This window comes from Amycolatopsis sp. NPDC049252, from assembly GCF_043197175.1.
Taxonomy (GTDB): Bacteria; Actinomycetota; Actinomycetes; order Mycobacteriales; family Pseudonocardiaceae; genus Amycolatopsis.
Map to the genome: position 1 here is coordinate 96,108 of NZ_JBICSQ010000010.1, position 21,577 is coordinate 117,684.

Sequence of the window (21,577 nt, forward strand, 5' to 3'; positions counted from 1 at the left end):
GCCGGACCCGGTCATTGACGTTACCAGCCGCCGCCACTGTGGCCCTGAGCAGGGCCTTCAGGCGTGGTCCAGCCCGAACGAGCGGACTGCCCGGTAGCGGGTCCCGCCCGGCTCGCGCTCACTCGTCATGAGCGCCACCTCGGCGGCCCGCCAGCGCCGGCTCGAGAAGCCGGCCAGCCGTTCGGTCCAACGCCGCGCGAGCTCCGGTTCTTCCCGGGGGAACCGCGCCAGCGTGAGGTGGGCCACATACGGTCTCGTCTCGGCGCCGGCGCCCGCGGCGTGCGCGAGCGGCGTCAGCTCCGGTCCGGCGACAGTCAACCACAGCACCCCGGGGAAGGTCGCGGCCTTTTCCAGCCGGACGTCCACCGCGCGGCGGCCGGCGAGCCGGTCGGCCAGCCAGGCCGCCCGCGCGCCGAGGTCGTCGCGGCCGTAGTAGGCGAGGGTGACGTGCCACCGCTCCGGCGGCTCCCAGGCCAGCTCACCACCGGTGTCCCCGAGCACCTCGGCGACCGCTTCGACGACGTCGTCCGGCGGCAGCAGCGCGCTGAACAGGGCCGTCATCAGCCGCCGTGACCGGCCCGGCGGAGCAGGTCGGCGATGGCCGGGAAGTCGTCGTCGAGGCGCTTGGCGGCCTCGCCCAGGTCCTCGTCCTCGGCCAGGTCGCGCAGGTAGGCGAGAACGGCCTGGTCGTCGTTGCCCACCGGGATGTTGTCACGGCCGACGGTCGGGCGGGCGTCGCGGACGTCCTCCATCGCGGCCAGCATCGCGTCGCGATTGCCCGCGGCGACCTCGGGGACCAGGATCTTGCGTTCGAGCATGATCATCCTGGCCAGCACGACCGGGTTGCCGATCTTCGCCCGCCGCCCGCTCATCACCTGGCTGAGCATGGGGGCGCTGATCCCGAGGACCTCGGCCAGGAACGCCTGCGAAACATCGAAGGCGACCACGAGCCGGCGCACGCGGTCGCCCAGCGGCTCGCCGTACCACTCCCGCTGCAGCGCGATGTTCCGCTGGACGATCTTGTGGTCCTCCACCAGTCCCGCTCCCCTAAACCCGCTTCGCCCGCACAGTCCGCGCGCACACCGTACGTGAGCATCTTGCCATCACGGTCACCTCCGTGAACGTGAAATCACCGATTCCGCCCCGGTCGGGCGCTACGGCGTGTCCGGAAGGGCAGCGCGCGTCGCCACGACGTCCTCGTCGATCTGGGCGACCAGCCCGGCGGAGTCGGCGAACCGCACCTGGTCGCGCAGCCGGGTGCCGAAGTCGATCGCCACGTGCTGGCCGTAGAAGTCCTCGTCGACGTCGAGGACGAAGGCCTCGACGGTCCGCTCGCGGCCGGAGAACGTCGGGTTGGTGCCCACCGAGACCGCGGCGCGCAGCCGGCGCGACGGGTCCGCCGAGCGGGTGAACCAGGCACTGTAGACACCGTCGGCCGGGACGGCGGCGAACCGCGGCGTCGACAGGTTCGCCGTCGGGTAGCCGAGCTCGTGGCCCCGGCCGTCGCCGCGGACGACGATCCCCTCGAGCCGGTGCGGGCGCCCGAGCGCCTCGGCGGCGGCCTCGACGTCACCGGCGTCGATGCACGAGCGGACGTACGTGCTCGAGAACGTGATGGCCGACTGGTCCTCTTCGGACAGTTCCTTGCCCTGCAGCTCGGCGCCGTAGGCGGCGAAGCCGAACCGGCGGCCGAGGGTGCGCAGCAGCTCGACCGTGCCGGCCGCCTTGGCGCCGAAGGTGAAGTTGTCGCCGACGATCACCGCGGCCGCGTGCAGCCGGTCGACGAGCACCTCGTGCACGAACTCCTCCGGCTGCAGCCGGGAGAGCTCGAGGGTGAAGGGCAGCACGCAGAAGACGTCGACACCGAGGCCCTCGACGAGCTCCGCCTTGCGCCGCAACGTGGTCAGCTGCGCCGGGTGGCTCCCCGGGCGCAGCACCTCCGACGGGTGCGGGTCGAACGTCAGCACCACGCTCGGCAGGCCGCGCTCGGCGGCCGCGGCCACGGTCCGGTTGATCAGCTCCTGGTGCCCGCGGTGCACGCCGTCGAACACGCCGATGGTGACCACGCACCGTCCCCAGCCGCCGGGAAGGTCCCCCAGCCCACGCCACCGCAGCACGTCACACTCCCGTCTTCTCGCACCCACCCTAGGCGGGCAGCAGCACGACCACTGCTTTGGACACGCCTTGTTCGTCGGCGGCCAGCGCGAGCACCCGGCCGTCCGGTCCGAAGAGGCCGTAGGTGCCCTCGAGCCCGGCCGCCGGGATGCGCTGGCCGTGGCGGATCGCCTTGGCCGTCGCGGCGTCGAGGTCGCGCCGCGGGAAGGCGGCGGCGACGGCGGCGTCGAGGTCCAGGCTCAGCTCGGGGGTCTCCTCGAGCTGGTCGAGGGTCTTCGCCTTCGCCAGCGTGAACGGGCCGACCGTGGTGCGGCGGAGGGCCTGCAGGTGGCCCCCGACACCGAGGCCGGCGCCCAGGTCGCGGGCCAGCGCGCGGACGTAGGTGCCCGACGAGCACTCGACGACGGCGTCGACCTCGACGTGGTCCTCTTCGTGGCGGATGCCCAGGACGTCGAAGCGGTAGACGGTGACCGGGCGCGGCGGGATGACGACGTCCTCCCCCGCGCGGACCCGGGCGTAGGCGCGCTTGCCGTCGATCTTGACGGCGCTGACCGCGCTGGGCACCTGCTGGATGTCGCCGGTCAGCTTCGCGACGCCGTTCGCGATGGCCCCGTCTTCCACGTCTTCAACGGCCTTCGTGTCCGCGCTCGCGAGGACCTCGCCCTCGGCGTCGTCGGTCGTGGTGCTGCTGCCGAGGCTCAGGGTGGCCAGGTAGGTCTTGCGGTCGAGCGCCAGGTGGCCGAGCAGCTTGGTGGCGCGCTCGATGCCGAGCACCAGCACGCCGGTCGCCATCGGGTCGAGCGTGCCGGCGTGCCCGACCTTGCGGGTGCCCATGAACCGGCGGGCGCGGGCGACGACGTCGTGCGACGTCATCCCGGCGGGCTTGTCGACGATCACGAGACCGGGCGGCGGGGCGGGACGGCGGGGCGGTTTGGGGCTCGACACGCGGCAAACCCTAGCGGCCGCCCATCGTCGGCCGATCGGGTGCGTTGGGCGGCGCGATCGGCGCCCTCGGGTATGGCGGCCGGGTGCTTGAGCGGCGGCGCGGGGGCGGGCCAGGATGAAGGCGTGGCGAAGATCGAAGTCCGGCCCGCCCGTCCCGCCGACCTCGAAGCCGTCGCCGGGCTGAGATGGCGGTGGGTCGCCGAGCGCGACGGCCTGCCCGGCGACGGCCGCGCGGAGTTCGTCCGGGAGTTCGCCGCGTGGGCGCTGGCGAACGCGGCCACCCACCGGTGCCTGGTCGTGGTGCGCGAGGACCGGGTGCTCGGGATGGCGTTCCTCGCGATCACCGCGCGCGTGCCGACGCCGACGGCGTTCACCCGGGCCGCCGGCGACGTGCAGAGCGTCTACGTCTCGCCGGAGGCCCGGGACGGCGGTCTCGGCGGCCAGCTCATCAACGGCGTCCTGCGGCTGGCCGCGGAGCTCGGGCTCGAGCGCGTGACCGTGCACTCGTCGAGACGTGCCGTGCCGGCGTACGAACGACGCGGGTTCGCGGTGGCCCGGCACCTCATGCAGGCCCTGGTACCGCCCGGCCGGTCAAGCGGCCACGATCGGCGTCTCCGGTAGGGCGGCGTCCCAGCGGCGGCGGGTGATCCGCACCGGCAGCTCCTCGCCGCGGGCTTCGGCCAGGAACAGGTGGGTCCGGGTGCGGCGCCACCACACGAGCAGCCGCGAGGTGCCGAACGCCAGGATCGCGACGATCGCCAGCAGCGACAGCCGGAAGCTGCCGCCGGTCCACTGCAGCAGCACGCCGACCGCGAGCGCGGCGATCGTCGTCGCCACGAAGCCGCCGACGTTGACCACGCCCGTCGCGGTGCCGACCCGGCTGAGCGGGTTGTAGTCGCGGGCCAGCGCGAAGCCGATCATCGACGCCGGGCCGCCGAGGGCGAGGAAGGCGAACGCGGGCACCAGCAGCGCCACCGGCACCTGGCCGGGCCAGCTCAGCAGCACCGCCCACAGCAGCGCGGCGCCGCCGATGTACCCGCCGACCAGCGGCATCCGCAGCGACGGGCGCCGGCCGATCAGGCCACCCAGCAGCGGCCCGCCCGCCATCGACCCGAAGACGAACACCGTCAGCAGCGCGCTCGCGGTGGCCTTCGACTGGCCCTGGCCCTGCACCAGCCACGGCACACCCCACAGCAGCGTCAGCGCGTTCGGCGCGAACATCGTGCTGAAGTGGACCCAGAACCCCAGGCGCGTCCCCGGCGTCCGCCACGCCTCGGCGACCTGGTGGGCGAGTTCGCGGGGGCGGACGGCTGCACGGGCCGGCACCTCGACGCCGGCCGGGACGTCACGCACCCGCAGCGTCACGACCAGGGTGTAGAGCACGGTCAGCGCGCCGACCGCGAGGAAGGTGGGCGTCCAGCCGGCGCTGTCGAGCACGAGCGAGAGCGGGACGGTGGCGGCCAGGTTGCCGATGTAGCCGACGGCGGCGGTGAACGACGTCAGCAGCGCGTACTGGCGGCCCGGGAAGTGGGCCGCGACCAGCCGCAGCACGCTGACGAAGGTGAGCGCGTCGCCGAGGCCGAGCACCCCGCGGGCGAGCAGGCCCAGGCCGTAGGAGTGCGCGACGCCGAGCAGGATCTGGCCGGCCCCGAGGATCAGCACGGCGACGGTGAGCACCCGGCGCGGGCCGTAGCGGTCGACCAGGACGCCGGTCGGGATCTGCATCGCCGCGTAGACGCCGACCTGGAGCACGGTGAACGTGCCGAGCGCGGCCGCGCCGACGCCGAAGCGCTCGGCCGCCTGCAGCCCGGCGACGCCGAAGGAGGTGCGGTGGAACACCGCGAGGAGGTAGACGGTGACGGCGGCGGACCAGATGAGCCAGGACCGGGCGGTGGCGCGGCCGGTGGCGGGCGGCACGGGGACCTCCAGTGACTTGGGCGTTCAGGGCTTTCGGTGCGGGACGCCCTCGCTGCCGTCCCCACTACTTGTAGCGCCTAAGCAACGGCGAAACCTAGCCGTTACCCCGGTGGCGTTCACCACATGGTTTTATCTGAATGTCTTTCACGTTCGGGGGTGGTTTCGTGACCGGGCTCCACGGGGCGCACGCGGTGATCACCGGCGGCTCCAGCGGGATCGGCCTCGCCACCGCGGCCGCGCTCGCCGCCCGGGGCGCGTCGGTGTCGCTGGTCGCGCGGAACCCGGAACGGTTGCGCGAGGCCGCGGTGTCGCTGACGTCACGGGGCGCCGACGTCCGGACGGCCGTGGCCGACGTCTCCTCCCAGGCCGACGTCGAAGAGGCGTTCGCGTCCTTGACGGCCTCGGCGGGGCCGTGCGACGTGCTGGTGACGTCGGCGGGCCAGGCGCGTCCCGGCGAGTTCCTGGAGCTGGACGACGAGGTGTTCCGGCGGATGGTCGAGGTCGACTACTTCGGCACGCTGCACGCCGTGCGCGCGGTGGCGCCGTCGATGGTCCGGCGGCGGTCGGGGTCGATCGTGGCGATCTCGTCGGCGGCCGCGGTGCTCGGGATCTACGGGTACACGGCGTACGCGCCGGCGAAGTTCGCGGTCCGCGGCCTGATGGAGGCCCTGCGCGACGAGCTGAACCCGGCCGGGGTGCACGTCGCCTGCGTCTACCCGCCGGACGTCGACACACCCCAGCTGGCCGAGGAGAACCGCTACAAACCGGCGGAGACGGCGGCGATCAGCGGCACGATCCGCCCGCTGGCGGCCGAGGCCGTGGCGACGGCGATCGTCCGCGCGGTGGAGCGGGAGCGTTACGCGGTCTACCCGGACCGCTCGGTGGCCCTGCTGGCCGCCCTGGGCCCGCTGGCGGCCCCCTTCCTGCGGCGACTGGTGGACCGCCGCATCCGCCACTCCCGCCGCTGACCCGGACCCAGAGGGCCGACTCCCTGGGTACGCGAGCCGACCGTTCAGGCGGGGCGGATGGCGCCGGTGACCGCCCAGTGGCCCGAGCGCCAGCGGACCAGGACGAACGCGAGCCTCAGGACCATGAACAGGGACAGGCCGGTCCAGATGCCCGTGAGGCCCCAGCCGAAGGCGAGGGACGCCCAGATCAGCGGCAGGAAACCCAGGGCCGCGCTGCCGAGGGTCGCGTTGCGGAGGAAGGCCGCGTCACCCGCGCCGAGCAGCACGCCGTCCAGGGCGAACACCACCCCCGCGATCGGCTGCAGCGCGACGAAGAACCACCACGCGTGCGGGATCTCCGCGAGCACCCCCGCGTCGGAGGTGAACGCGTGCGGCAGCACCCACGACAGCGCCGCGAACAGCACACCCAGGAAGCACCCCATCAGCAGGCCGTAGCCGGTGATCTGGTTCGCGACCCCGCGCGCCTGCCGGGCCGCGCCGGCCCCGAGCGCGGCGCCGACCAGGGACTGCGCCGCGATCGCCACCGAGTCCAGCACCAGCGCCAGGAACGTCCACAGCTGCAGCACCACCTGGTGCGCGCCCACCGCCTCGGTCGACGTCCGGGCCGCGACGGCCGCCGCCGAGACGAAGCACGCCTGGAACGCGAGGCTGCGCAGCACCAGGTCACGGCCCAGGCCGAGCTGGGCGCGCATCACCTTGAAGTCCGGCCGCAGGCCGACCTTCTCCTTGACCAGCGCGACGAAGAACAGCGACGCCGAGATCACCTGCGCCACGACGTTCGCGATCGCCGAGCCCTCCAGGCCGAGCCCGGCCCAGTAGACGAGCACCGGGCACAGCACGGCCGAGATCCCGTTGCCCGCCAGCACGTACCGCAACGGCCTCGCGGCGTCCTGCACCCCGCGCATCCAGCCGTTGCCGGCCATCGTGACCAGGATCAGCGGCGCCCCGAACAGCGCGATCCGCACCCACGACACCGCGGCTTCGGCGATCTGGTCGCTGCCCGAGAGCACCCGCGCGATCGGCCAGGCCAGCAGCTGCCCGGCGACCAGCACGACCAGCCCGACGAACACCGCCAGCCACGTCGCCTGGACGCCCTCGCGGACCGCGTCGGCCCGCCGCCCGGCGCCGTGCAGCCGGGCGGTGCGCGACGTCGTGCCGTACGACAGGAACGTCAGCTGGCTCGACACCTGCGCCAGCACCACGCCGCCGAGCGCGAGCCCGGCCAGCGAGAGCGCGTCGAGGTGGCCGACCACCGCCGTGTCGACCAGCACGTACAACGGCTCGGCGGCCAGCACGCCCAGCGCCGGCACCGCCAGGCCCAGCACGCGCCGGGCCGGGACCCGCTCGTTCTCCTCCACGTTCACCACGAACCGGACTCTAACCGCCGCCACCGACAATCCCGGCCGGCGGGAAGCCCGGCCCCACAATCCACTGTGGACGGCCTAGAGCAGCGGTGCCCGGTCCAGGGCGTCGCGCAGGCCCGCGAGGACCTCCTCGGCGGTGCCCGCGATCGTGCACCCCGCGGCCTGCCGGTGCCCGCCGCCGCCGAACTCCGCGGCCACCGCGGAGACGTCGATCCCGATGGAGCGCAACGAGATCTGCCACTGCCCGGGGTTCGACGGGTCCTGCTTCAGCACCGCCGCCACGGCCGCCTCGCGCACCGAGCGGACGACGTCGATGACCGACTCGACCTCCTCGGCCCGCACCTTGGCCGCGGCGTCGACATCGACGACCGCGTGCACGAAACCCTTGCCCTGTGCGGCTTCCGGCTCCAGCTCGGCGCCGGCCAGCACCGACGACAGCATCGGCAGCCAGGCGAACGGCCGTTCGTCGACGATCCGCCGCACCACCGACTCCGGGTCGACGCCCGCCTCCAGCAGCCGCGCCGCCATCCGGTGGGTCTCCGGGCTCGCGCGGCGGAACCCGCTGGTGTCGGTGACGATCCCGGCGTACAGCCCGCGCGCGATCGGCTCGTCGAGCTCGACGCCCATCGCGTCCAGGACGCGGAACACGAGGATCGCACTCGCCTCGGCGCTCTCGTCGACCACGTTGCAGGTGCCGTAGAACGTGTTGGTCGCGTGGTGGTCGATCACCAGCACGTCACCGGCCAGCTCGACGCGCCCGGCCAGCCGGCCCAGCCGCTTCGGCACCGGTGTGTCGACGCAGACCAGCAGCGCCTCGGTGTCGGGCAGGTCGTCCGGGTGGGTGAGCAGGGCGTCCTCGTCGAGCCACCGCAGCGTCTCCGGGGCCTCGTCCGGCTCGCCGAAGGAGACGCGCACCCGCGCGCCCCGCCGGAGCAGGGCCCGGCCGAGGGCGAGGGCGCTGCCCAGCGCGTCCGCGTCCGGCCGGACGTGCCCGAGCACCGTCACGTCGGTGGCCGAGGCCAGCAGCGCGGCCGCGGCCCGGATGTCCTGCGCCAAAGTAGGGGTCACGGTGCGTCACGCTACGCTCTGCGGGATGTCCGAGTACGTGATCCTGGTCCACCCGTCCGCCAACCGGGTCTACGCCGCCTCCTCCCCCGCGTTGCTGCGCGCCGAGCTGGCGGTGTTCGGCACGGCGCTGGCGGCCGAGCTGTCCGGCATCGAGGACGTCGAGCTCGGCGGCGTCGGCTATGTCCGGTTCACCACGTCCGCGCCGCTCGGCGAGCGTGACATCGCGCTGCTGTCGAACCTGTCGTCGCTGTACGCCCTGTTCCGGCTGGAGGGCGACGTCCTGCGCCCGGTGACCGTGACACCGCTCGCGAAGGCCGACTCGGACCTGCTGACCATCCAGAAGTACGCCGGCAAGACCAACGAGTCGTTCACCAAGCTCCTGCTGAACGTCACGCTGCTGGCCACCGCGGACGCGCTGTCGGACAAGCCGCGCTACCTGCTCGACCCGCTCTGCGGCCGCGGCACCACGCTCAACCAGGCGATCATGTACGGCCTGCACGCGACCGGCCTGGACGTCGACGCCAAGGACTTCGAGGCCTACGAGGCGTTCATCAAGACGTGGCTGCGGAACAAGCGCGTCAAGCACACGGCCGAGTCCGGTTTCCTGCGCCGCAACAAGGTGCGGCTCGGGCGCCGCCTCGACATCGAGTACGCGTTCAGCAAAGAGGACTACAAGGCGGGCGAAACCCGCAAGCTCGCGTACTTCAACGCGGACACCCTGACGACGGACGAGATCCTGCGCGCGAACTCCTGCGACGTGATCGTCACGGACGCGCCGTACGGCGTGCAGCACGGCAGCCACCGCGAAGCCGGCCTGCAGCGCAGCCCGCGCGACCTGCTCGCGGCGGCGATCCCGGTGTGGACCCGGGTGCTGAAGCCGGGCGGCGCGCTCGGCATCTCGTGGAACACCACCGTGCTGCCCCGCGAAGAGCTGGTCGCGGTCCTGCAGAAGGCCGGCCTCGACGTCCGCGAAGGCGGCCCGTACGACGGCTTCGCCCACCGCGTCGACCAGGCCATCCTGCGTGACCTGGTCGTCGCGGCGAAACCGGCTTCTTAAGACTGCGTCAGCTCACCCGGCTTCGGCAGCGCCTGGCCATTCGTCTCCGGCGCGGGTGCCGGGGCCGGCGCGGGCGCAGTGCTCAGGCCGCGCTTCACCGAGTCCAAGATGGACAGTCCCTGGCCGACGAGGCCGGCGGCCATCTCGCCGAGGCCGTCGGCGCCGTTGAGGATGTTGACGTTCGCGCCGGCCAGGCCGCGCCCGGCCTCCTTGACGATCAGGGGCAGCTGGTCGATGAGCATCCGGTCGAGCGCGACGCGGTTGTTCGACGCCGCCGCTTCCGCCTGCACGCGCATCTTCTCCGCGTCGGCCAGCGCGAGGATGCGGATCCGCTCGGCCTCCGCGTCGGCCGGCTTGATGACCTCGGCCACCAGCTGCTGCTGCCGCAGCTCGGCTTCGCGCTGGGCCAGCTCGGTCCGCGCGTCGATGACCTCCTGCTGCGCCTTCGCCTGCGCGAGCGGCCCGGCCTGGGCCGCCTCGGCCTGGGCCGCCTCGACCTCGGCGCGGTACTGCGCCTGCACGATCGACGTCTGCCGGGCGTACTCCGCCTGCGTGCGCTGCGACTCCTGCTCGGCCTCGGCCGCCCGCTTGTTCGCCACGGCCTGGGCGATCTGGGCGTCCCGCTGGATGGCGGCGTTGTGCGGCGCGGCCATCGCGGCGATGTAGCCGAGCTTCATGTCGTCGATCGACTGGATCTGCAGCGCGTCGACCGACAGGCCGATCTTCGCCATCTCCACCGCCGAGCCGTCCAGCACTTCGGTGGCGAGCTTCTGCCGCTCGGTGATGATCTCCTCGACCGTCATCGAGCCGATGATCGAGCGCAGGTGACCGGAGAAGATCCGGCCGGTCAGCACGGACATCTGGTCCTGGTCGGAGAGGAACCGCTGGCCGGCGTTGACGATGCTCTCGGTGTCGTTGCCGACCTTGAACGCGATCACCGCCCGCACGGTCAGGGCGATGGCCTGTTTCGTGACGCACACTTCGGTCACTTCGGCTTCGTTCATCGCCAGTGTCAGGAACCGGACTTTCCGGAAGATCGGCATGACGAACGCACCGTGGCCGGTGACGACCCGGAACGGCGCCGCGCCACTGCTGTTCTTCCCGCCCGAGATGAGCATCGCTTCGTTGGGGGCGGGAACGCGATAACCGAACATCGACTGTCCTTAGACGAACACTAGGTAGTGGGTTCCGGCGTGGGTTCGGGGACGTCCCACGCCACGACGTCGACCGTGCGCCGTCCCCGGGTTTCGACGACCAGCACGGTCGTCCCCTTCGGCAGCTCCGTGTCGGACCAGGCCAGGAAGGTTTCCAAGCCACCCCGGATCCTGATCAGCACCTCCCCGGGACCGCGCGGCCCGCGCGTCCCGACCAGGAGGACTCCGGTGCGGCCCGACGGCGAGAGATCGGAGTGCATGCTGCCGACCTCCCCTCGCTGGGCCGCCTCGACGCGGGTCACCCCCGCTGTCCCCCATTGTGCTCCCGGCGGCGACCGCGCGCGGGCACTGTGAGGTTCCGATCAGGAGGCAACCCGGACCGCTAGACTGCGGACCGTGACGGTGGAGCAGCGCCCCCTGCGCGCGGACGCCCGGCGCAACCGCGAGGCGCTGGTGGCGGCCGCGCGGGAGGTGTTCGGCGCCAAGGGCGTCGACGCCCCGCTCGACGAGATCGCCCGCCGCGCCGAGGTCGCGATCGGCACGCTCTACAACCGCTTCCCGACCCGGGCGGACCTCGTCGAGGCCGCGTTCCTGCCGACGCTGGAGGAGGCCCAGGCGGTCGGCGACGAGGCCCTCGCGTGCGCGGACCCGTGGGACGGTTTCGTGCGGTACCTCGAGCGCTCGATCCGGATGCAGGTGACCGACCGCGGCTTCACCGAGGTGTGCTCGCGGACGTTCGACCCGGCCTCGGGTCTCGAAAAGGCCAAGCGGGCCAACGGTTCCCGGATGGAGCGGATCATCACGCGGGCGCAGGAGGCCGGCGCGCTGCGGCCGGACTTCCGCCTGCCGGACCTGGCGGTGGTGTTCGCGGCGGCGACGGCGGCCCCGGACTGGCGGCGCGGGCTCGCCCTGGTCCTCGACGGCCTGCGCGCCCCGGCCGCCCATCCGCTGCCGTGACCGACTGGCTCGCGGACACGCGCACTTCGTACGACACCGTGGCGTCGAGCTACGCCGGCATCGTGCGCGACGCCGTCACGACCCAGCCGTACCTCCGGGCGGCGCTCGCGCTGTTCGCGGAACAGGCCGGCGGCCCGGTCGTGGACGTCGGCTGCGGGCCGGGGCACTTCACCGCCCACCTGGCCTCGCTGGGCCTCGACGTGTCCGGCGTCGACCTCTCGCCGTCGATGATCGAACTGGCCCGCGAGGCGTACCCCGGCATCCGGTTCGAGGTGGGCTCGATGACGGACCTGCCACTCGCCGACGCGTCGGTCGCGGGCGTGCTCGCGTTCTGGTCGCTGATCCACATCCCGGACGACGAGGTGCCCGGCGTGCTCGGCCACTTCCACCGGGTGCTGCAGCCGGGCGGCCGGGTGGTGATCGGCTACCACGTCGGGACCGAGTCCCGGCTGAAGACCCAGGGCTACGGCGGCCACCCGATGAAGGTGCACGTCCACCGCCGCCGCCCGGAGCAGGTGGCGGCCCTGGCGCGCGACGCGGGGTTCGAGATCGAAGCGGAATGGCTGATGAGCCCCGATGACGACGTTCCGCAAGCGATCCTGTTCGCCCGGCGTCCGCCTTTGCGATGACGCGAACCAGCGGGCATGCTGAGGGGCGTGACCGGCAGATCAGACGCGCGCCTGCGCGACCTCGTCCTGCTGCGCCGCGTCCGCGACCGGATCGACCGTGACTACGCGCAGCCGCTGGACGTCGAGGCGCTGGCGCGCGGGGTCCACGTCTCCGCGGGGCACCTGAGCCGGGAGTTCCGCGCCGCCTTCGGCGAGTCGCCCTACAGCTACCTGATGACCCGGCGGATCGAACGGGCGATGACCCTGCTGCGCCGGGGCGACCTCTCGGTCACCGAGGTCTGCTTCGCGGTCGGGTGCTCGTCGCTGGGGACGTTCAGCACGCGGTTCTCCGAGCTGGTCGGCATCTCGCCGAGCGTCTACAAGCGGATGGCGGCCGGCGACGGCGAGGGCATCCCCACCTGCCTGGCCAAGCAGGTCATGCGGCCGATCAGGAATCGAGAAGCGACGCCCACCCGCGCCGACCTATCGTGACCGGCATGAACCTCATCATCCAGCACACGTTCCTCCCGGCCGACGATCCCGACGCCTCGCTCGCCTTCTACCGTGACGCACTGGGTTTCGAGGTGCGCAACGACGTCGGGTACGGCGAGATGCGCTGGATCACGGTCGGCCCGGCCGACCAGCCGCACACGTCGATCGTCCTGCACCCGCCGGCGGCCGACCCCGGCCTCACCGACGACGAGCGCCGCACGATCGCCGAGCTGATGGCCAAGGGCAGCTACGCGTCGATCGTGCTGGCGTCCTCGGACCTGGCGGGCACGTTCGACCAGGTCCAGTCCAGCGGCGCCGACGTCGTCCAGGAGCCGATGGACCAGCCCTACGGCGTCCGCGACTGCGCGTTCCGCGACCCCGCGGGCAACATGGTCCGCATCAGCCAGCTGGGGTGATCCGCCGCCCGGCGAACTCGAGGACGTCGGGCAGCACCCCGCGCCAGTACGCGTCTTCGTGCTTGCCCGGCGAGAACCGCGCCACGGCCGGGGACACCGCCTTCACCAGCTTGCGGTCCGCGCCCTCGAACGGGTCCGACTCACCGCACCACACCCCGAGGCTCGCGCCGCGCAGCTCGTCCGGGTGCAGCAGCGGCTCTTCCGCGCGCCAGTTGGCTTCATCCGCGAACACCTTGCGGGCGCGGGCGTCCGGCCAGCTGACGAACAGCGCGGCGCTCGCCACGGCGGCCGCCTTCAGGTCCGGGTGGGCCCGGGCGTACCGAAGGGCCCCGAACCCGCCCATCGAAATGCCGAGCACCGCCGACGGCGGTTGCAGGTCACGCTGCCGCACCCACGCGGGGACCTCGTCGGTGAGCATCTTCTGCGGGTCGTCCTCGTCGCCGACGCCCACCCAATAGTGGTCGCCGTCGACCGCGGCGATCGCGAACGGCGGGACACCCGCGCGCACCGCCGCGGTCAGCGCGGCGGGGACGCCCAGCTCCAGGAACGTGCGGGCGCGGGCGCCCCGGCCGTGCAGGGCCAGGCACACCGGCAGCCCCGAAGCGGGAACGCCTTCGGGGCTGATCAGGACCAGGTCGACGTCGGTGCCGCGGGCCGCCGACGGCATCCGCTGCACCGTCACCGGCTCGCGCAGGGGTGCCGGTCCGGACGGGACCGGCACCGCGGGCGGGCCGGGTGGTGGACCGGACGGCGGCGACGAGCAGCCCGCCAGCAGCGCGAGTGCGCTGCCGGCGAGCAGGCCGCGGCGGGAGAGCACGGGTCAGCCCCGGCTCTCCTCCTCCGCGAGCTCGTCTTCGTCTTCGCTTTCGCGGGGCGCCTTGTACGGGTCGGGTTCGCCCGCGTGCTGCGCCCCCGCCGAGCGGCGGGCGACCTCCGCGTCGGCCTCACGGGCCTTCGCGAGCAGGTCCTCGATGCGCTTCGACTCTTCGGGGATCGTGTCGGCCACGAACGTCAGGGTCGGCGTGTAGCGGACCCCGGTGCCCTGCCCGACCTTGGTGCGGAGCATCCCGCGCGCCGATTCGAGCGCGAGGGCGGCGCCGGTGAAGTCCGGGGGGACGTCCAGCTTCTCGCCGAGCACCGTGTAGTACACCGTGGCGTCGTGCAGGTCGCCGGTGACCTTCGTGTCCGTGATGGTCACGTAGTCCAGCCGGGAGTCCTTGACCTCGTGTTCGATCGCCGACGCGACGATCTGCGAGATCCGCTTGGCGAGCTTGCGAGCCCGAGCAGGATCAGCCATGTCTTTCTCCTAGTCTTCTGGACCGAGCAGCCGCCGGCGCGCGGTGAGCAGCTCGAATTCCGGCCGGCTGGCCACGTACCGCTCACACGAGTCGAGCACGTCACGGACGTGCTCGCCACCTTCGGCGACCACGGCCACCCCGATGAGGGTCCGCCGGTGCAGGTCGGTGTGACCGGCCTCGGCCACCGACACGGCGAAGCGCTTGCGCACCTCCGCCAGCACCGGCCGGACCACGGATCGCTTCTGCTTCAGCGAATGGACGTCGCCGAGCAGGATGTCGAGCTCAAGAGCTCCGACGAACATAGGCAAATGAGGTGGTGTCGTAGGGATAGGACGCGAAACCCGGGTGTGCGGCCGAAACCGCACACCCGGGACCGGAAGCGTTACGCCCGCGGCTTCTCGCGCTGCTCGTAGGTCTCGATCAGGTCGCCGACCTTGAGGTCACCGTACGAGCCCAGCGTCAGACCGCACTCGTAGCCCTCGCGGACCTCGACCACGTCGTCCTTGAACCGCCGCAGCGAGCTGACCGGCAGGTTCTCCGCGACGACAGTGCCGTCGCGCAGCAGCCGGGCGCGCGCGTTGCGCCGGATCTCGCCGGACATGACCAGGCAACCCGCGATCGTGCCGATCTTGGAGGACTTGAAGACCTCGCGCACCTCCGCGCGGCCCAGCTCGACCTCTTCGTACTCCGGCTTGAGCATGCCCTTGAGGGCCTGCTCGATCTCGTCGATCGCCTGGTAGATGACCGTGTAGTAGCGGACGTCGACGCCCTCGCGGGTGGCCCGCTCGGTCGCCTTGCCCTGGGCGCGGACGTTGAACCCGAGGACGATCGCGTCGGACGCGGTCGCCAGGTCGATGTCCGACTCGGTCACGCCACCGACACCGCGGTGCACCACGTTCAGCTCGACGTCGTCGCCGACGTCCAGCTGCAGCAGCGATGCTTCGAGGGCCTCGACGGTACCCGAGTTGTCACCCTTGATGATCAGGTTGAGGCTGTTCGTCTCCTTCAAGGCGGAGTCGAGGTCCTCGAGGCTGACCCGCTTGCGGCGCGACGCGTTGAGCGCGTTGCGCGTACGAGCGGAGCGGCGCTCGGCGATCTGCCGGGCGACGCGGTCCTCGTCGACCACCAGGAAGGTGTCGCCCGCGCCCGGCACCGAGGTGAACCCGATGACCTGGACGGGACGCGACGGCAGCGCCTCGGTCACGTCGACGTTGTGCTCGTCGACCATCCGGCGGACGCGGCCGTAGGCGTCACCCGCCACGACCGAGTCACCGACGCGCAGCGTGCCGCGCTGGACCAGGACGGTGGCCACCGGGCCGCGGCCGCGGTCGAGGTGCGCCTCGATCGCGACACCCTGGGCCTCCATGTCCGGGTTGGCCCGGAGGTCCAGAGCGGCGTCGGCGGTCAGCAGGATCGCCTCGAGCAGGCCGTCGATGTTGATGTTCTGCCGCGCGGAGATCTCGACGAACATCGTGTCGCCGCCGTACTCCTCGGCGACCAGGCCGTACTCGGTCAGCTGCTGCCGGATCTTGTCCGGGTTCGCGCCTTCCTTGTCGATCTTGTTGATCGCGACCACGATCGGGGCCTTGGCGGCCTGTGCGTGGTTGATCGCCTCGACCGTCTGCGGCATCACACCGTCGTCGGCCGCCACCACGATCACCGCGATGTCGGTCGAGTTGGCACCACGGGCACGCATGGCGGTGAACGCCTCGTGACCCGGGGTGTCGATGAAGGTGATCAGGCGCGGGTTGCCCTCGAGCTCGGTCTCGATCTGGTACGCACCGATGTGCTGCGTGATGCCGCCGGCCTCGCTCTCGCGGACCTTCGTCTTCCGGATCGTGTCGAGCAGGCGGGTCTTACCGTGGTCGACGTGACCCATGATGGTCACGACCGGCGGCCGGACCTGCAGATCCTCTTCGCCACCCGCGTCGTCGCCGTAGGTGATGTCGAAGGTCTCCAGCAGCTCGCGGTCCTCCTCCTCGGGGCTGACGACCTGAACGTTGTAGTTCATTTCGCCGCCGAGCAGCTCGAGGATGTCGTCCGACACGGACTGCGTCGCGGTGACCATCTCGCCGAGGTGGAAGAGCACCTGCACCAGCGAAGCCGGGTTGGCGTCGATCTTCTCGGCGAAGTCGGTCAGCGAAGCGCCACGCGGCAGCCGGATCGTCTCGCCCTGCCCCTTGGGCAGGCGGACGCCGCCGACGCTGGGCGCCTGCATGTTGTCCATGTACTCCTGGCGCTTCTGCCGCTTCGACTTGCGACCCTTGCGCGAGGGACCACCCGGGCGCCCGAAGGCACCCGCCGTGCCACCACGGCCACCGGGGCCGCCACGGCCGCCGCCACCGCGGAAGCCGCCGCCACCACCGGCCGGGGCACCGGCACCGGGGCCGCCGCCACCCGGGCGGAAGCCGCCGCCACCGCCGCCGCCACCGGGACCGCCGCGGAAGCCACCGCCGCCGCCACCGCCACCGGGACCGCCACGGAAACCGCCGCCACCGCCACCGGGGCCGCCACGGGCGCCGCCACCAGGACCGCCACGGGCGCCGCCACCGGGTCCACCACGAGCGCCGCCACCGGGACCGGCCGGACGCTGCGTGCGGCCCGGCATCATGCCGGGGTTCGGCCGCGGGGGCATGTTGCCCGGGCTCGGCCGGTTGCCACCGGCGCCACCACCGGGACGCGGGGCCGGACGGTCACCGCCGCCACCGGTCCCACCGGGACGCGGCGGGCGGTTGTCGCCGCCCTGGCCGCCACCGGGGCGCGGGCCCTGCGGACGCGGCGGGGCGCCGGAACCGACGCCGAACGGGTTGTTGCCGACCCGCGGGGTGCGCGGACCGGGCTTGGGACCGCCGGGCTTGGGGCCCTGCGGCTTCGGCGGGACGACCGAACCGGTGTTGCCCGCGGGGGGCGCGGCCGGGGTCTCCTGCTTGGGGGGTGCGGCAGGCGCTTCGGCTTTCGCGGCCGGGAGCTGCTCCTGGGGAGCGGGCGCCGCCGGCTGCTGACGCGGGCCGGGCCGGGGGCCGGGACCCGCGGGACGGGCACCACCCGGGGCGGCGGCCGGCTTCGAGGCCGGTGCCTGCTGCTGCGGGGCCGCCGCGGGGGCGGCCTTGGCCGCGGGCACCTGCTGCTGGGGAGCGGGCGACGCGGGCTTGGGGGCGGGCGCGCCCGGCTTCGCGGCCGGGGGCCCGGGGCGCGCCGACGGGCCGGGGGTCGGCCCCGGCTTCTTGGCGCCCTTGGGGGCGTACGCGTCACGGAGACGGCGGGCGACGGGCGCCTCGACCGTGGACGACGCGGACTTGACGAACTCGCCCTGTTCCTTCAACTTGGCGAGAACGTCCTTGCTGGTGATGCCGAGCTCCTTAGCGAGCTCGTGTACGCGGGCCTTGCCTGGCACAGCTCTCCTCATCTAGGGGAGGCCAGGCGGGTGACCCGCTGACCTCGTCCTTATTGTCTCGCGTTCATGGCTTCAGCTTCACGGCTGACTCATGACGGGTCGACCTGCTTCCTTCGTTCCTCGCGGAGCCGGGGACGTCCCGGCTCCGTGATGCGCAGCGTGCTCGACGTACTCGCGGACCTCGCGGACGTCGAGCGCTCCCGGAGCTCGCAAAGCCCTCGGGAAAGCCCGCCGCCGTTCGGCTTTGGCCAGACAGTCCGGGTCGGGGTGCAGCCATGCCCCCCGGCCCGGGAGCCGACGACGTCCGTCGACGACCACCCGTCCGGCCACCGCGACCACGCGCAGCAGCTCACCTGCCAACGCCCGCCGCTTGCAGCCGACACAAGTCCGCACCGGGAATTCTCGGTGGGGCTGGTGCTCGGCTACCCGCCGCGGGCTTCGAACCACTCCTGAGTCTAGCGCTTCGACCTTCACTCAGCCGAACCGGTTGTCGCGGCGGGCCGCGCCGGACCGGCGTGGTCTTGATCACCCTCGTCCTCGACCGGTGCGGCATCGCTGCGGATGTCGATCCGCCAGCCGGTCAGGCGGGCGGCGAGGCGGGCGTTCTGGCCCTCCTTGCCGATCGCCAGCGACAGCTGGAAGTCCGGCACCACGACGCGGGCGGTCTTGCCCCGCTCGTCCACTACTCGAACAGACACAACCTTCGCGGGGGACAGCGCATTCCCCACGAACCGGGCCGGGTCCTCCGAGTAGTCGATGATGTCGATCTTCTCACCGGCCAGCTCGCTCATGACGTTGCGCACGCGCGCGCCGACCGGGCCGATGCAGGCGCCCTTGGCGTTGACGCCCGGCACGGTCGACTTCACGGCGATCTTCGTGCGGTGCCCCGGTTCGCGCGCCACGGCGGCGATTTCGACCGTCCCGTCGGCGATCTCCGGGACCTCCAGCGCGAACAGCTTGCGCACCAGGTTGGGGTGCGAGCGCGAGAGCGTGATCTGCGGGCCGCGGTTGCCGCGCGAGACGGTGACCACGTAGGCCTTGATCCGGCTGCCGTGCTCGTACGACTCGCCGGCCACCTGCTCGGCCGACGGCAGCACGCCCTCGGTGTCACCCACCTGGACCACGACCATGCCGCGCGCGTTGGCGCGGGCGTCGCGCTGGATGACGCCGGCGACGATCTCGCCCTCCTTGGTGGAGAACTCGCCGAAGGTCTTCTCGTGCTCGGCGTCGCGCAGCCGCTGCAGGATGACCTGGCGCGCGGTGGTGGCGGCGATGCGGCCGAACCCCTCGGGGGTGTCGTCCCACTCCTCGTCGGTCTCGCCGTCGTGGGTCAGCGTGCGCGCGAGCACGCGCACCAGGCCGGTCTTGCGGTCGATGTCGATGCGGGCGTGCGGCTGGTGCCCCTCGGTGTGCTTGTAAGCGGTGAGCAAGGCCGTCTCGATGGCCTCGATCACCGTTTCGAAGGGGATGTCCTTGTCCCGTTCGATCGCCCTCAGTGCGGCGATGTCGACGTTCACTTCGACCCCTTCTCCGTCTCGGCCTGACCGGCGCCGATCATGCCGGACGCGTCGTTCTCCAGCAGTTTCAGGTCCTCGGCCGGCGGCTGCTTGAACTCGATCTCGACGACCGCCTTCGCCACGTGGGCGTAGCGGACGTCGCGCAGCTCGCCGCCGACGAGGACACGGGCGGCGTCCGCGCCCGCGTGACCGACCCGGCCCACGAAGGCGTCGCCCTCGGCGGGGGTGACCTTCACCAGGCGGAACCGCGCGCGGCGCCAGTGCCGCTGCTCGGTGAGCGGCCGGTCCAGGCCCGGCGAAGTGACTTCCAGCGTGTACGCGCTCGCGAGCACGTGCTCGTTTTCGTCGAGCGCCGCCGCGACCTTGCGGCTGACCTCGGCGACCTCGTCCAGCCCGATGCCGTCGTCGGAGTCGACGACGACCTTGACCAGCTGCCGCCGGCCGGCCTGCTGCACCTCGAAGGAATCGAGGTCGAAACCCGCGGCGGTGACGGCTTCGGCCACTATCGGCTGAAGCCGGCTGGCGAGTTCTCCTGGCACGTGGGGCTCTCCTCGGTCGGGGTGGGGGTGGGGTTCGGGTCGGTGGTGGACCAGCTTATCCGGTCGCCCCGTCACGACGCGCGAGCGGCGGTCCCGCCCCGGGGCCTGGCAGGATGGGCCGACGTGACCGGAAGACCGACCGAGCTGACCCGCCGTGCCGCCCTCCGCTTCGGGGCGGCGGCCTCACTGGCCGCTTTGGCCGTGCCGCTGGCCGCCTGCGGGCCCGGCTACGACGAAAGCCCCGACCCCCTGCAGCCGCTCCTGGCCGCCGCCGACGCGGACGCCGCGGCCGCGCGGGCACTGGCCAAGGGCAAGGACGCCGACGCCGCCGGCCAGCTCGCCGACGCACGCGCGGCGCACGCGGCCGCGCTGAAGTCCGAAGTGGACCGGCTGAACCGGCCGAAGCCGTCGTCGTCCGCGCCGCCGCCGGCCGCGGCGTCGCTGAGCGACCTGAAGGAGCGGCTGGCGACCTCGCGCAAGCAGGCCGAAGACCTCGTCGGCGGCCTGCCGCGCTACCGCGCCGGGATGGTCGCGGCGATCGCCGCGGGCTGCGCGGCCCTGCAGCGCATCGCCCCGGCGCTGGGCCCGGGCGAGGACGCCCCGGCCGCGGCCGCGCCGGCCGGCGCCGTCCCCGCGGAGGCCGTGGACCCGCTGCAGCAGGCGCTCGCCGCCGAGCACGCCGCGGTCTGGGTCTACGGGCTGGTCGGCGCGTTCCTGCCGGCCGACTTCGGCGACGCGGAGAAGGGCGGCGTCGCCGAGCACACCCAGCGGCGCGACCTGCTGCAGACGATGCTCGCGGCCGCCGGGGCGACCCCGGTGGCGCCGGAGGCGGCGTACAACCCGAAGAAGCCGGTGACCGACACGGCGTCGGCCGCGCTGGTGGTCGCGACGGCCGAGGCCGACTGCGCGTCGGCGTGGCTGGCCGTGGTCAACCACACCGACGACGCGGGCCTGCGCACGACGGCCCTGCACGCGCTGGTGGCGGCTTCGCGGCGCGGGACGCCGTGGCGCTCCGAGGCGGGCGAGAAGCCCACCGCCGTCGCCATGCCCGGCCAGGCCAGCTGACCCCGTAAGTCCGTGAAGGCCACGTTGAGGGACTCCGAGTGGCCTTCACGGACGTCTGGAGCAGGTCAGCCGAAGTCGCCGGACAGGCGCAGGGCGTCCTTGACGATCTTGTCGAGCAGGGCCTTGTCCTTGTGCTTGTCGTAGAAGTCGCCCAGCACGATCGTCGTGTTCGTGCCCTCGACCCGGGAGGCGTACGCGGCGTTCTCGCTGCTCACGCTCGGGGTGCCGGAGCCGGCGAACGTCTTGTCCTTGACCAGGTCGGTGACGTTGCCGGTGCCGTCCTGCTCGGTCAGCGTCTTGAGGGCCTTCGCCTTCGCCGAGTCCGGCATCCCCACCAGCACCACCGACACCAGCGCCTTCGCGCCGCCCGACTCCGTCGTGTAGAGCGCGCGGACCAGCGACTGGCACGGGCTGTCCTGGAAGAAGGCCTGGGTCTTGCCGTAGGACTTCGCGGCGCAGTCCGTCGACCGCACCGGCCCGGCGACCGGCGTGAACGTGTACTGCCCGGTGCTCTTGGCCGGCGGCTGCGCCGTCGGCTCGTCCGGCGAGGAGTCGTGCCGGATCAGGAACCAGAGCAGTCCCGAGATCACGGCGATCGCGACCAGCCCGGCGCCCCTGAGAACCAGGGTCCGGGTGTCACGCGCCGGTGGGCCGGGCACGGGCGGGCGGGGCTGCGGGGGAACCGCGCCCAGCGGGGCCGTGT

At 72.9% G+C, this 21,577-nt stretch carries 25 protein-coding genes; 8 read left to right on the top strand and 17 right to left on the bottom strand.

Annotated elements, in window-relative coordinates; translation table 11 throughout:
- Positions 1-57: 57 nt before the first annotated feature.
- From thpR to truB, 4 genes are all read right to left on the bottom strand, one after another.
- Positions 58-561 (bottom strand): RNA 2',3'-cyclic phosphodiesterase, encoded by a 504-nt coding sequence (gene thpR, locus ACGFMK_RS15355; protein WP_392762604.1) that lies wholly within the window; start codon positions 559-561, stop codon positions 58-60.
- Positions 561-1,034, bottom strand: coding sequence for an XRE family transcriptional regulator (locus ACGFMK_RS15360; protein ID WP_392762608.1), 474 nt, complete (start codon positions 1,032-1,034; stop codon positions 561-563). Before ACGFMK_RS15360 ends, thpR begins: the two co-directional genes overlap by 1 nt.
- Before the next feature lie 120 nt (positions 1,035-1,154).
- The gene (locus ACGFMK_RS15365; protein ID WP_392762610.1) at positions 1,155-2,117 is read right to left on the bottom strand and encodes a bifunctional riboflavin kinase/FAD synthetase; all 963 of its coding nucleotides are present in this window, start codon (positions 2,115-2,117) and stop codon (positions 1,155-1,157) included.
- A gap of 28 nt (positions 2,118-2,145) precedes the next feature.
- Complete coding sequence (truB, locus tag ACGFMK_RS15370) at positions 2,146-3,060, bottom strand: tRNA pseudouridine(55) synthase TruB (RefSeq protein ID WP_392762613.1); 915 nt, start codon at positions 3,058-3,060, stop codon at positions 2,146-2,148.
- Positions 3,061-3,183: 123 nt separating this feature from the next.
- Here truB and ACGFMK_RS15375 point away from each other — a divergent pair, with 123 nt between their 5' ends.
- On the top strand, positions 3,184-3,681 hold the full coding sequence (locus ACGFMK_RS15375; RefSeq protein WP_392762615.1) for a GNAT family N-acetyltransferase: 498 nt from the start codon (positions 3,184-3,186) through the stop codon (positions 3,679-3,681).
- On the opposite strand, the gene ACGFMK_RS15380 is transcribed toward ACGFMK_RS15375, so the two are convergent.
- A complete protein-coding gene (locus tag ACGFMK_RS15380) occupies positions 3,652-4,977 on the bottom strand; it encodes a nitrate/nitrite transporter (RefSeq protein WP_392762618.1) in 1,326 nt (441 codons plus the stop codon). The two genes, ACGFMK_RS15375 and ACGFMK_RS15380, sit on opposite strands and share 30 nt — an antisense overlap.
- A gap of 164 nt (positions 4,978-5,141) precedes the next feature.
- On the opposite strand from ACGFMK_RS15380, the gene ACGFMK_RS15385 reads away from it, so the two are divergent.
- The gene (locus ACGFMK_RS15385) at positions 5,142-5,945 is read left to right on the top strand and encodes an SDR family oxidoreductase (protein ID WP_392762620.1); all 804 of its coding nucleotides are present in this window, start codon (positions 5,142-5,144) and stop codon (positions 5,943-5,945) included.
- A 44-nt stretch (positions 5,946-5,989) separates the two neighbouring features.
- Here the strand turns inward: ACGFMK_RS15385 and ACGFMK_RS15390 are convergent, their stop codons facing one another.
- Positions 5,990-7,309, bottom strand: a complete 1,320-nt coding sequence (locus tag ACGFMK_RS15390) for an MATE family efflux transporter (protein WP_392762857.1) — start codon at positions 7,307-7,309, stop codon at positions 5,990-5,992.
- Between the two features lie 78 nt (positions 7,310-7,387).
- Positions 7,388-8,377, bottom strand: coding sequence for a bifunctional oligoribonuclease/PAP phosphatase NrnA (locus ACGFMK_RS15395; RefSeq protein ID WP_392762623.1), 990 nt, complete (start codon positions 8,375-8,377; stop codon positions 7,388-7,390).
- A 25-nt stretch (positions 8,378-8,402) separates the two neighbouring features.
- On the opposite strand from ACGFMK_RS15395, the gene ACGFMK_RS15400 reads away from it, so the two are divergent.
- Positions 8,403-9,434 carry a TRM11 family SAM-dependent methyltransferase gene (locus ACGFMK_RS15400; protein ID WP_392762626.1) on the top strand — a complete coding sequence of 344 codons (1,032 nt, stop codon included), beginning with the start codon at positions 8,403-8,405 and terminating at the stop codon, positions 9,432-9,434.
- On the opposite strand, the gene ACGFMK_RS15405 is transcribed toward ACGFMK_RS15400, so the two are convergent.
- Positions 9,431-10,588: an SPFH domain-containing protein gene (locus ACGFMK_RS15405; protein WP_392762629.1), complete on the bottom strand. Its 1,158-nt coding sequence runs from the start codon at positions 10,586-10,588 to the stop codon at positions 9,431-9,433. The two genes, ACGFMK_RS15400 and ACGFMK_RS15405, sit on opposite strands and share 4 nt — an antisense overlap.
- Positions 10,589-10,608: 20 nt before the next feature.
- A complete protein-coding gene (locus ACGFMK_RS15410; protein WP_392762631.1) occupies positions 10,609-10,890 on the bottom strand; it encodes a hypothetical protein in 282 nt (93 codons plus the stop codon).
- A 94-nt stretch (positions 10,891-10,984) separates the two neighbouring features.
- Between ACGFMK_RS15410 and ACGFMK_RS15415 the strand changes: the two genes are divergently transcribed.
- Genes ACGFMK_RS15415 through ACGFMK_RS15430 form a run of 4 tightly spaced genes read left to right on the top strand, consistent with a single transcriptional unit; the run spans position 10,985 to position 13,061 of the window.
- A complete protein-coding gene (locus tag ACGFMK_RS15415) occupies positions 10,985-11,545 on the top strand; it encodes a TetR/AcrR family transcriptional regulator (protein WP_392762633.1) in 561 nt (186 codons plus the stop codon).
- The gene (locus ACGFMK_RS15420) at positions 11,542-12,174 is read left to right on the top strand and encodes a class I SAM-dependent methyltransferase (protein ID WP_392762636.1); all 633 of its coding nucleotides are present in this window, start codon (positions 11,542-11,544) and stop codon (positions 12,172-12,174) included. Before ACGFMK_RS15415 ends, ACGFMK_RS15420 begins: the two co-directional genes overlap by 4 nt.
- 27 nt (positions 12,175-12,201) lie before the next feature.
- The gene (locus ACGFMK_RS15425; RefSeq protein ID WP_392762639.1) at positions 12,202-12,645 is read left to right on the top strand and encodes a helix-turn-helix transcriptional regulator; all 444 of its coding nucleotides are present in this window, start codon (positions 12,202-12,204) and stop codon (positions 12,643-12,645) included.
- Positions 12,646-12,650: 5 nt separating this feature from the next.
- Positions 12,651-13,061, top strand: a complete 411-nt coding sequence (locus ACGFMK_RS15430) for a VOC family protein (RefSeq protein ID WP_392762642.1) — start codon at positions 12,651-12,653, stop codon at positions 13,059-13,061.
- Here ACGFMK_RS15430 and ACGFMK_RS15435 read toward each other — a convergent pair.
- The 7 genes from ACGFMK_RS15435 to rimP form a co-directional block, all read right to left on the bottom strand.
- Positions 13,045-13,878 (bottom strand): alpha/beta hydrolase, encoded by an 834-nt coding sequence (locus tag ACGFMK_RS15435; RefSeq protein WP_392762645.1) that lies wholly within the window; start codon positions 13,876-13,878, stop codon positions 13,045-13,047. The two genes, ACGFMK_RS15430 and ACGFMK_RS15435, sit on opposite strands and share 17 nt — an antisense overlap.
- A gap of 3 nt (positions 13,879-13,881) precedes the next feature.
- Complete coding sequence (rbfA, locus tag ACGFMK_RS15440; protein ID WP_392762648.1) at positions 13,882-14,358, bottom strand: 30S ribosome-binding factor RbfA; 477 nt, start codon at positions 14,356-14,358, stop codon at positions 13,882-13,884.
- Positions 14,359-14,367: 9 nt separating this feature from the next.
- Positions 14,368-14,661 carry a DUF503 domain-containing protein gene (locus tag ACGFMK_RS15445; RefSeq protein ID WP_155545954.1) on the bottom strand — a complete coding sequence of 98 codons (294 nt, stop codon included), beginning with the start codon at positions 14,659-14,661 and terminating at the stop codon, positions 14,368-14,370.
- Between the two features lie 80 nt (positions 14,662-14,741).
- The gene (infB, locus tag ACGFMK_RS15450) at positions 14,742-17,753 is read right to left on the bottom strand and encodes a translation initiation factor IF-2 (protein WP_392762651.1); all 3,012 of its coding nucleotides are present in this window, start codon (positions 17,751-17,753) and stop codon (positions 14,742-14,744) included.
- 78 nt (positions 17,754-17,831) lie between these two features.
- Positions 17,832-18,227: a YlxR family protein gene (locus tag ACGFMK_RS15455; protein WP_392762653.1), complete on the bottom strand. Its 396-nt coding sequence runs from the start codon at positions 18,225-18,227 to the stop codon at positions 17,832-17,834.
- A complete protein-coding gene (nusA, locus tag ACGFMK_RS15460) occupies positions 18,224-19,270 on the bottom strand; it encodes a transcription termination factor NusA (protein WP_392762655.1) in 1,047 nt (348 codons plus the stop codon). The genes ACGFMK_RS15455 and nusA overlap by 4 nt, the downstream gene beginning before the upstream one ends.
- Positions 19,267-19,809: a ribosome maturation factor RimP gene (rimP, locus tag ACGFMK_RS15465; RefSeq protein WP_392762658.1), complete on the bottom strand. Its 543-nt coding sequence runs from the start codon at positions 19,807-19,809 to the stop codon at positions 19,267-19,269. Before rimP ends, nusA begins: the two co-directional genes overlap by 4 nt.
- Before the next feature lie 123 nt (positions 19,810-19,932).
- Between rimP and ACGFMK_RS15470 the strand changes: the two genes are divergently transcribed.
- A complete protein-coding gene (locus ACGFMK_RS15470; RefSeq protein ID WP_392762660.1) occupies positions 19,933-20,874 on the top strand; it encodes a ferritin-like domain-containing protein in 942 nt (313 codons plus the stop codon).
- Positions 20,875-20,939: 65 nt separating this feature from the next.
- Here ACGFMK_RS15470 and ACGFMK_RS15475 read toward each other — a convergent pair whose 3' ends face one another.
- Positions 20,940-21,533 (bottom strand): hypothetical protein, encoded by a 594-nt coding sequence (locus ACGFMK_RS15475; RefSeq protein ID WP_392762859.1) that lies wholly within the window; start codon positions 21,531-21,533, stop codon positions 20,940-20,942.
- Between the last annotated feature and the right edge of the window lie 44 nt (positions 21,534-21,577).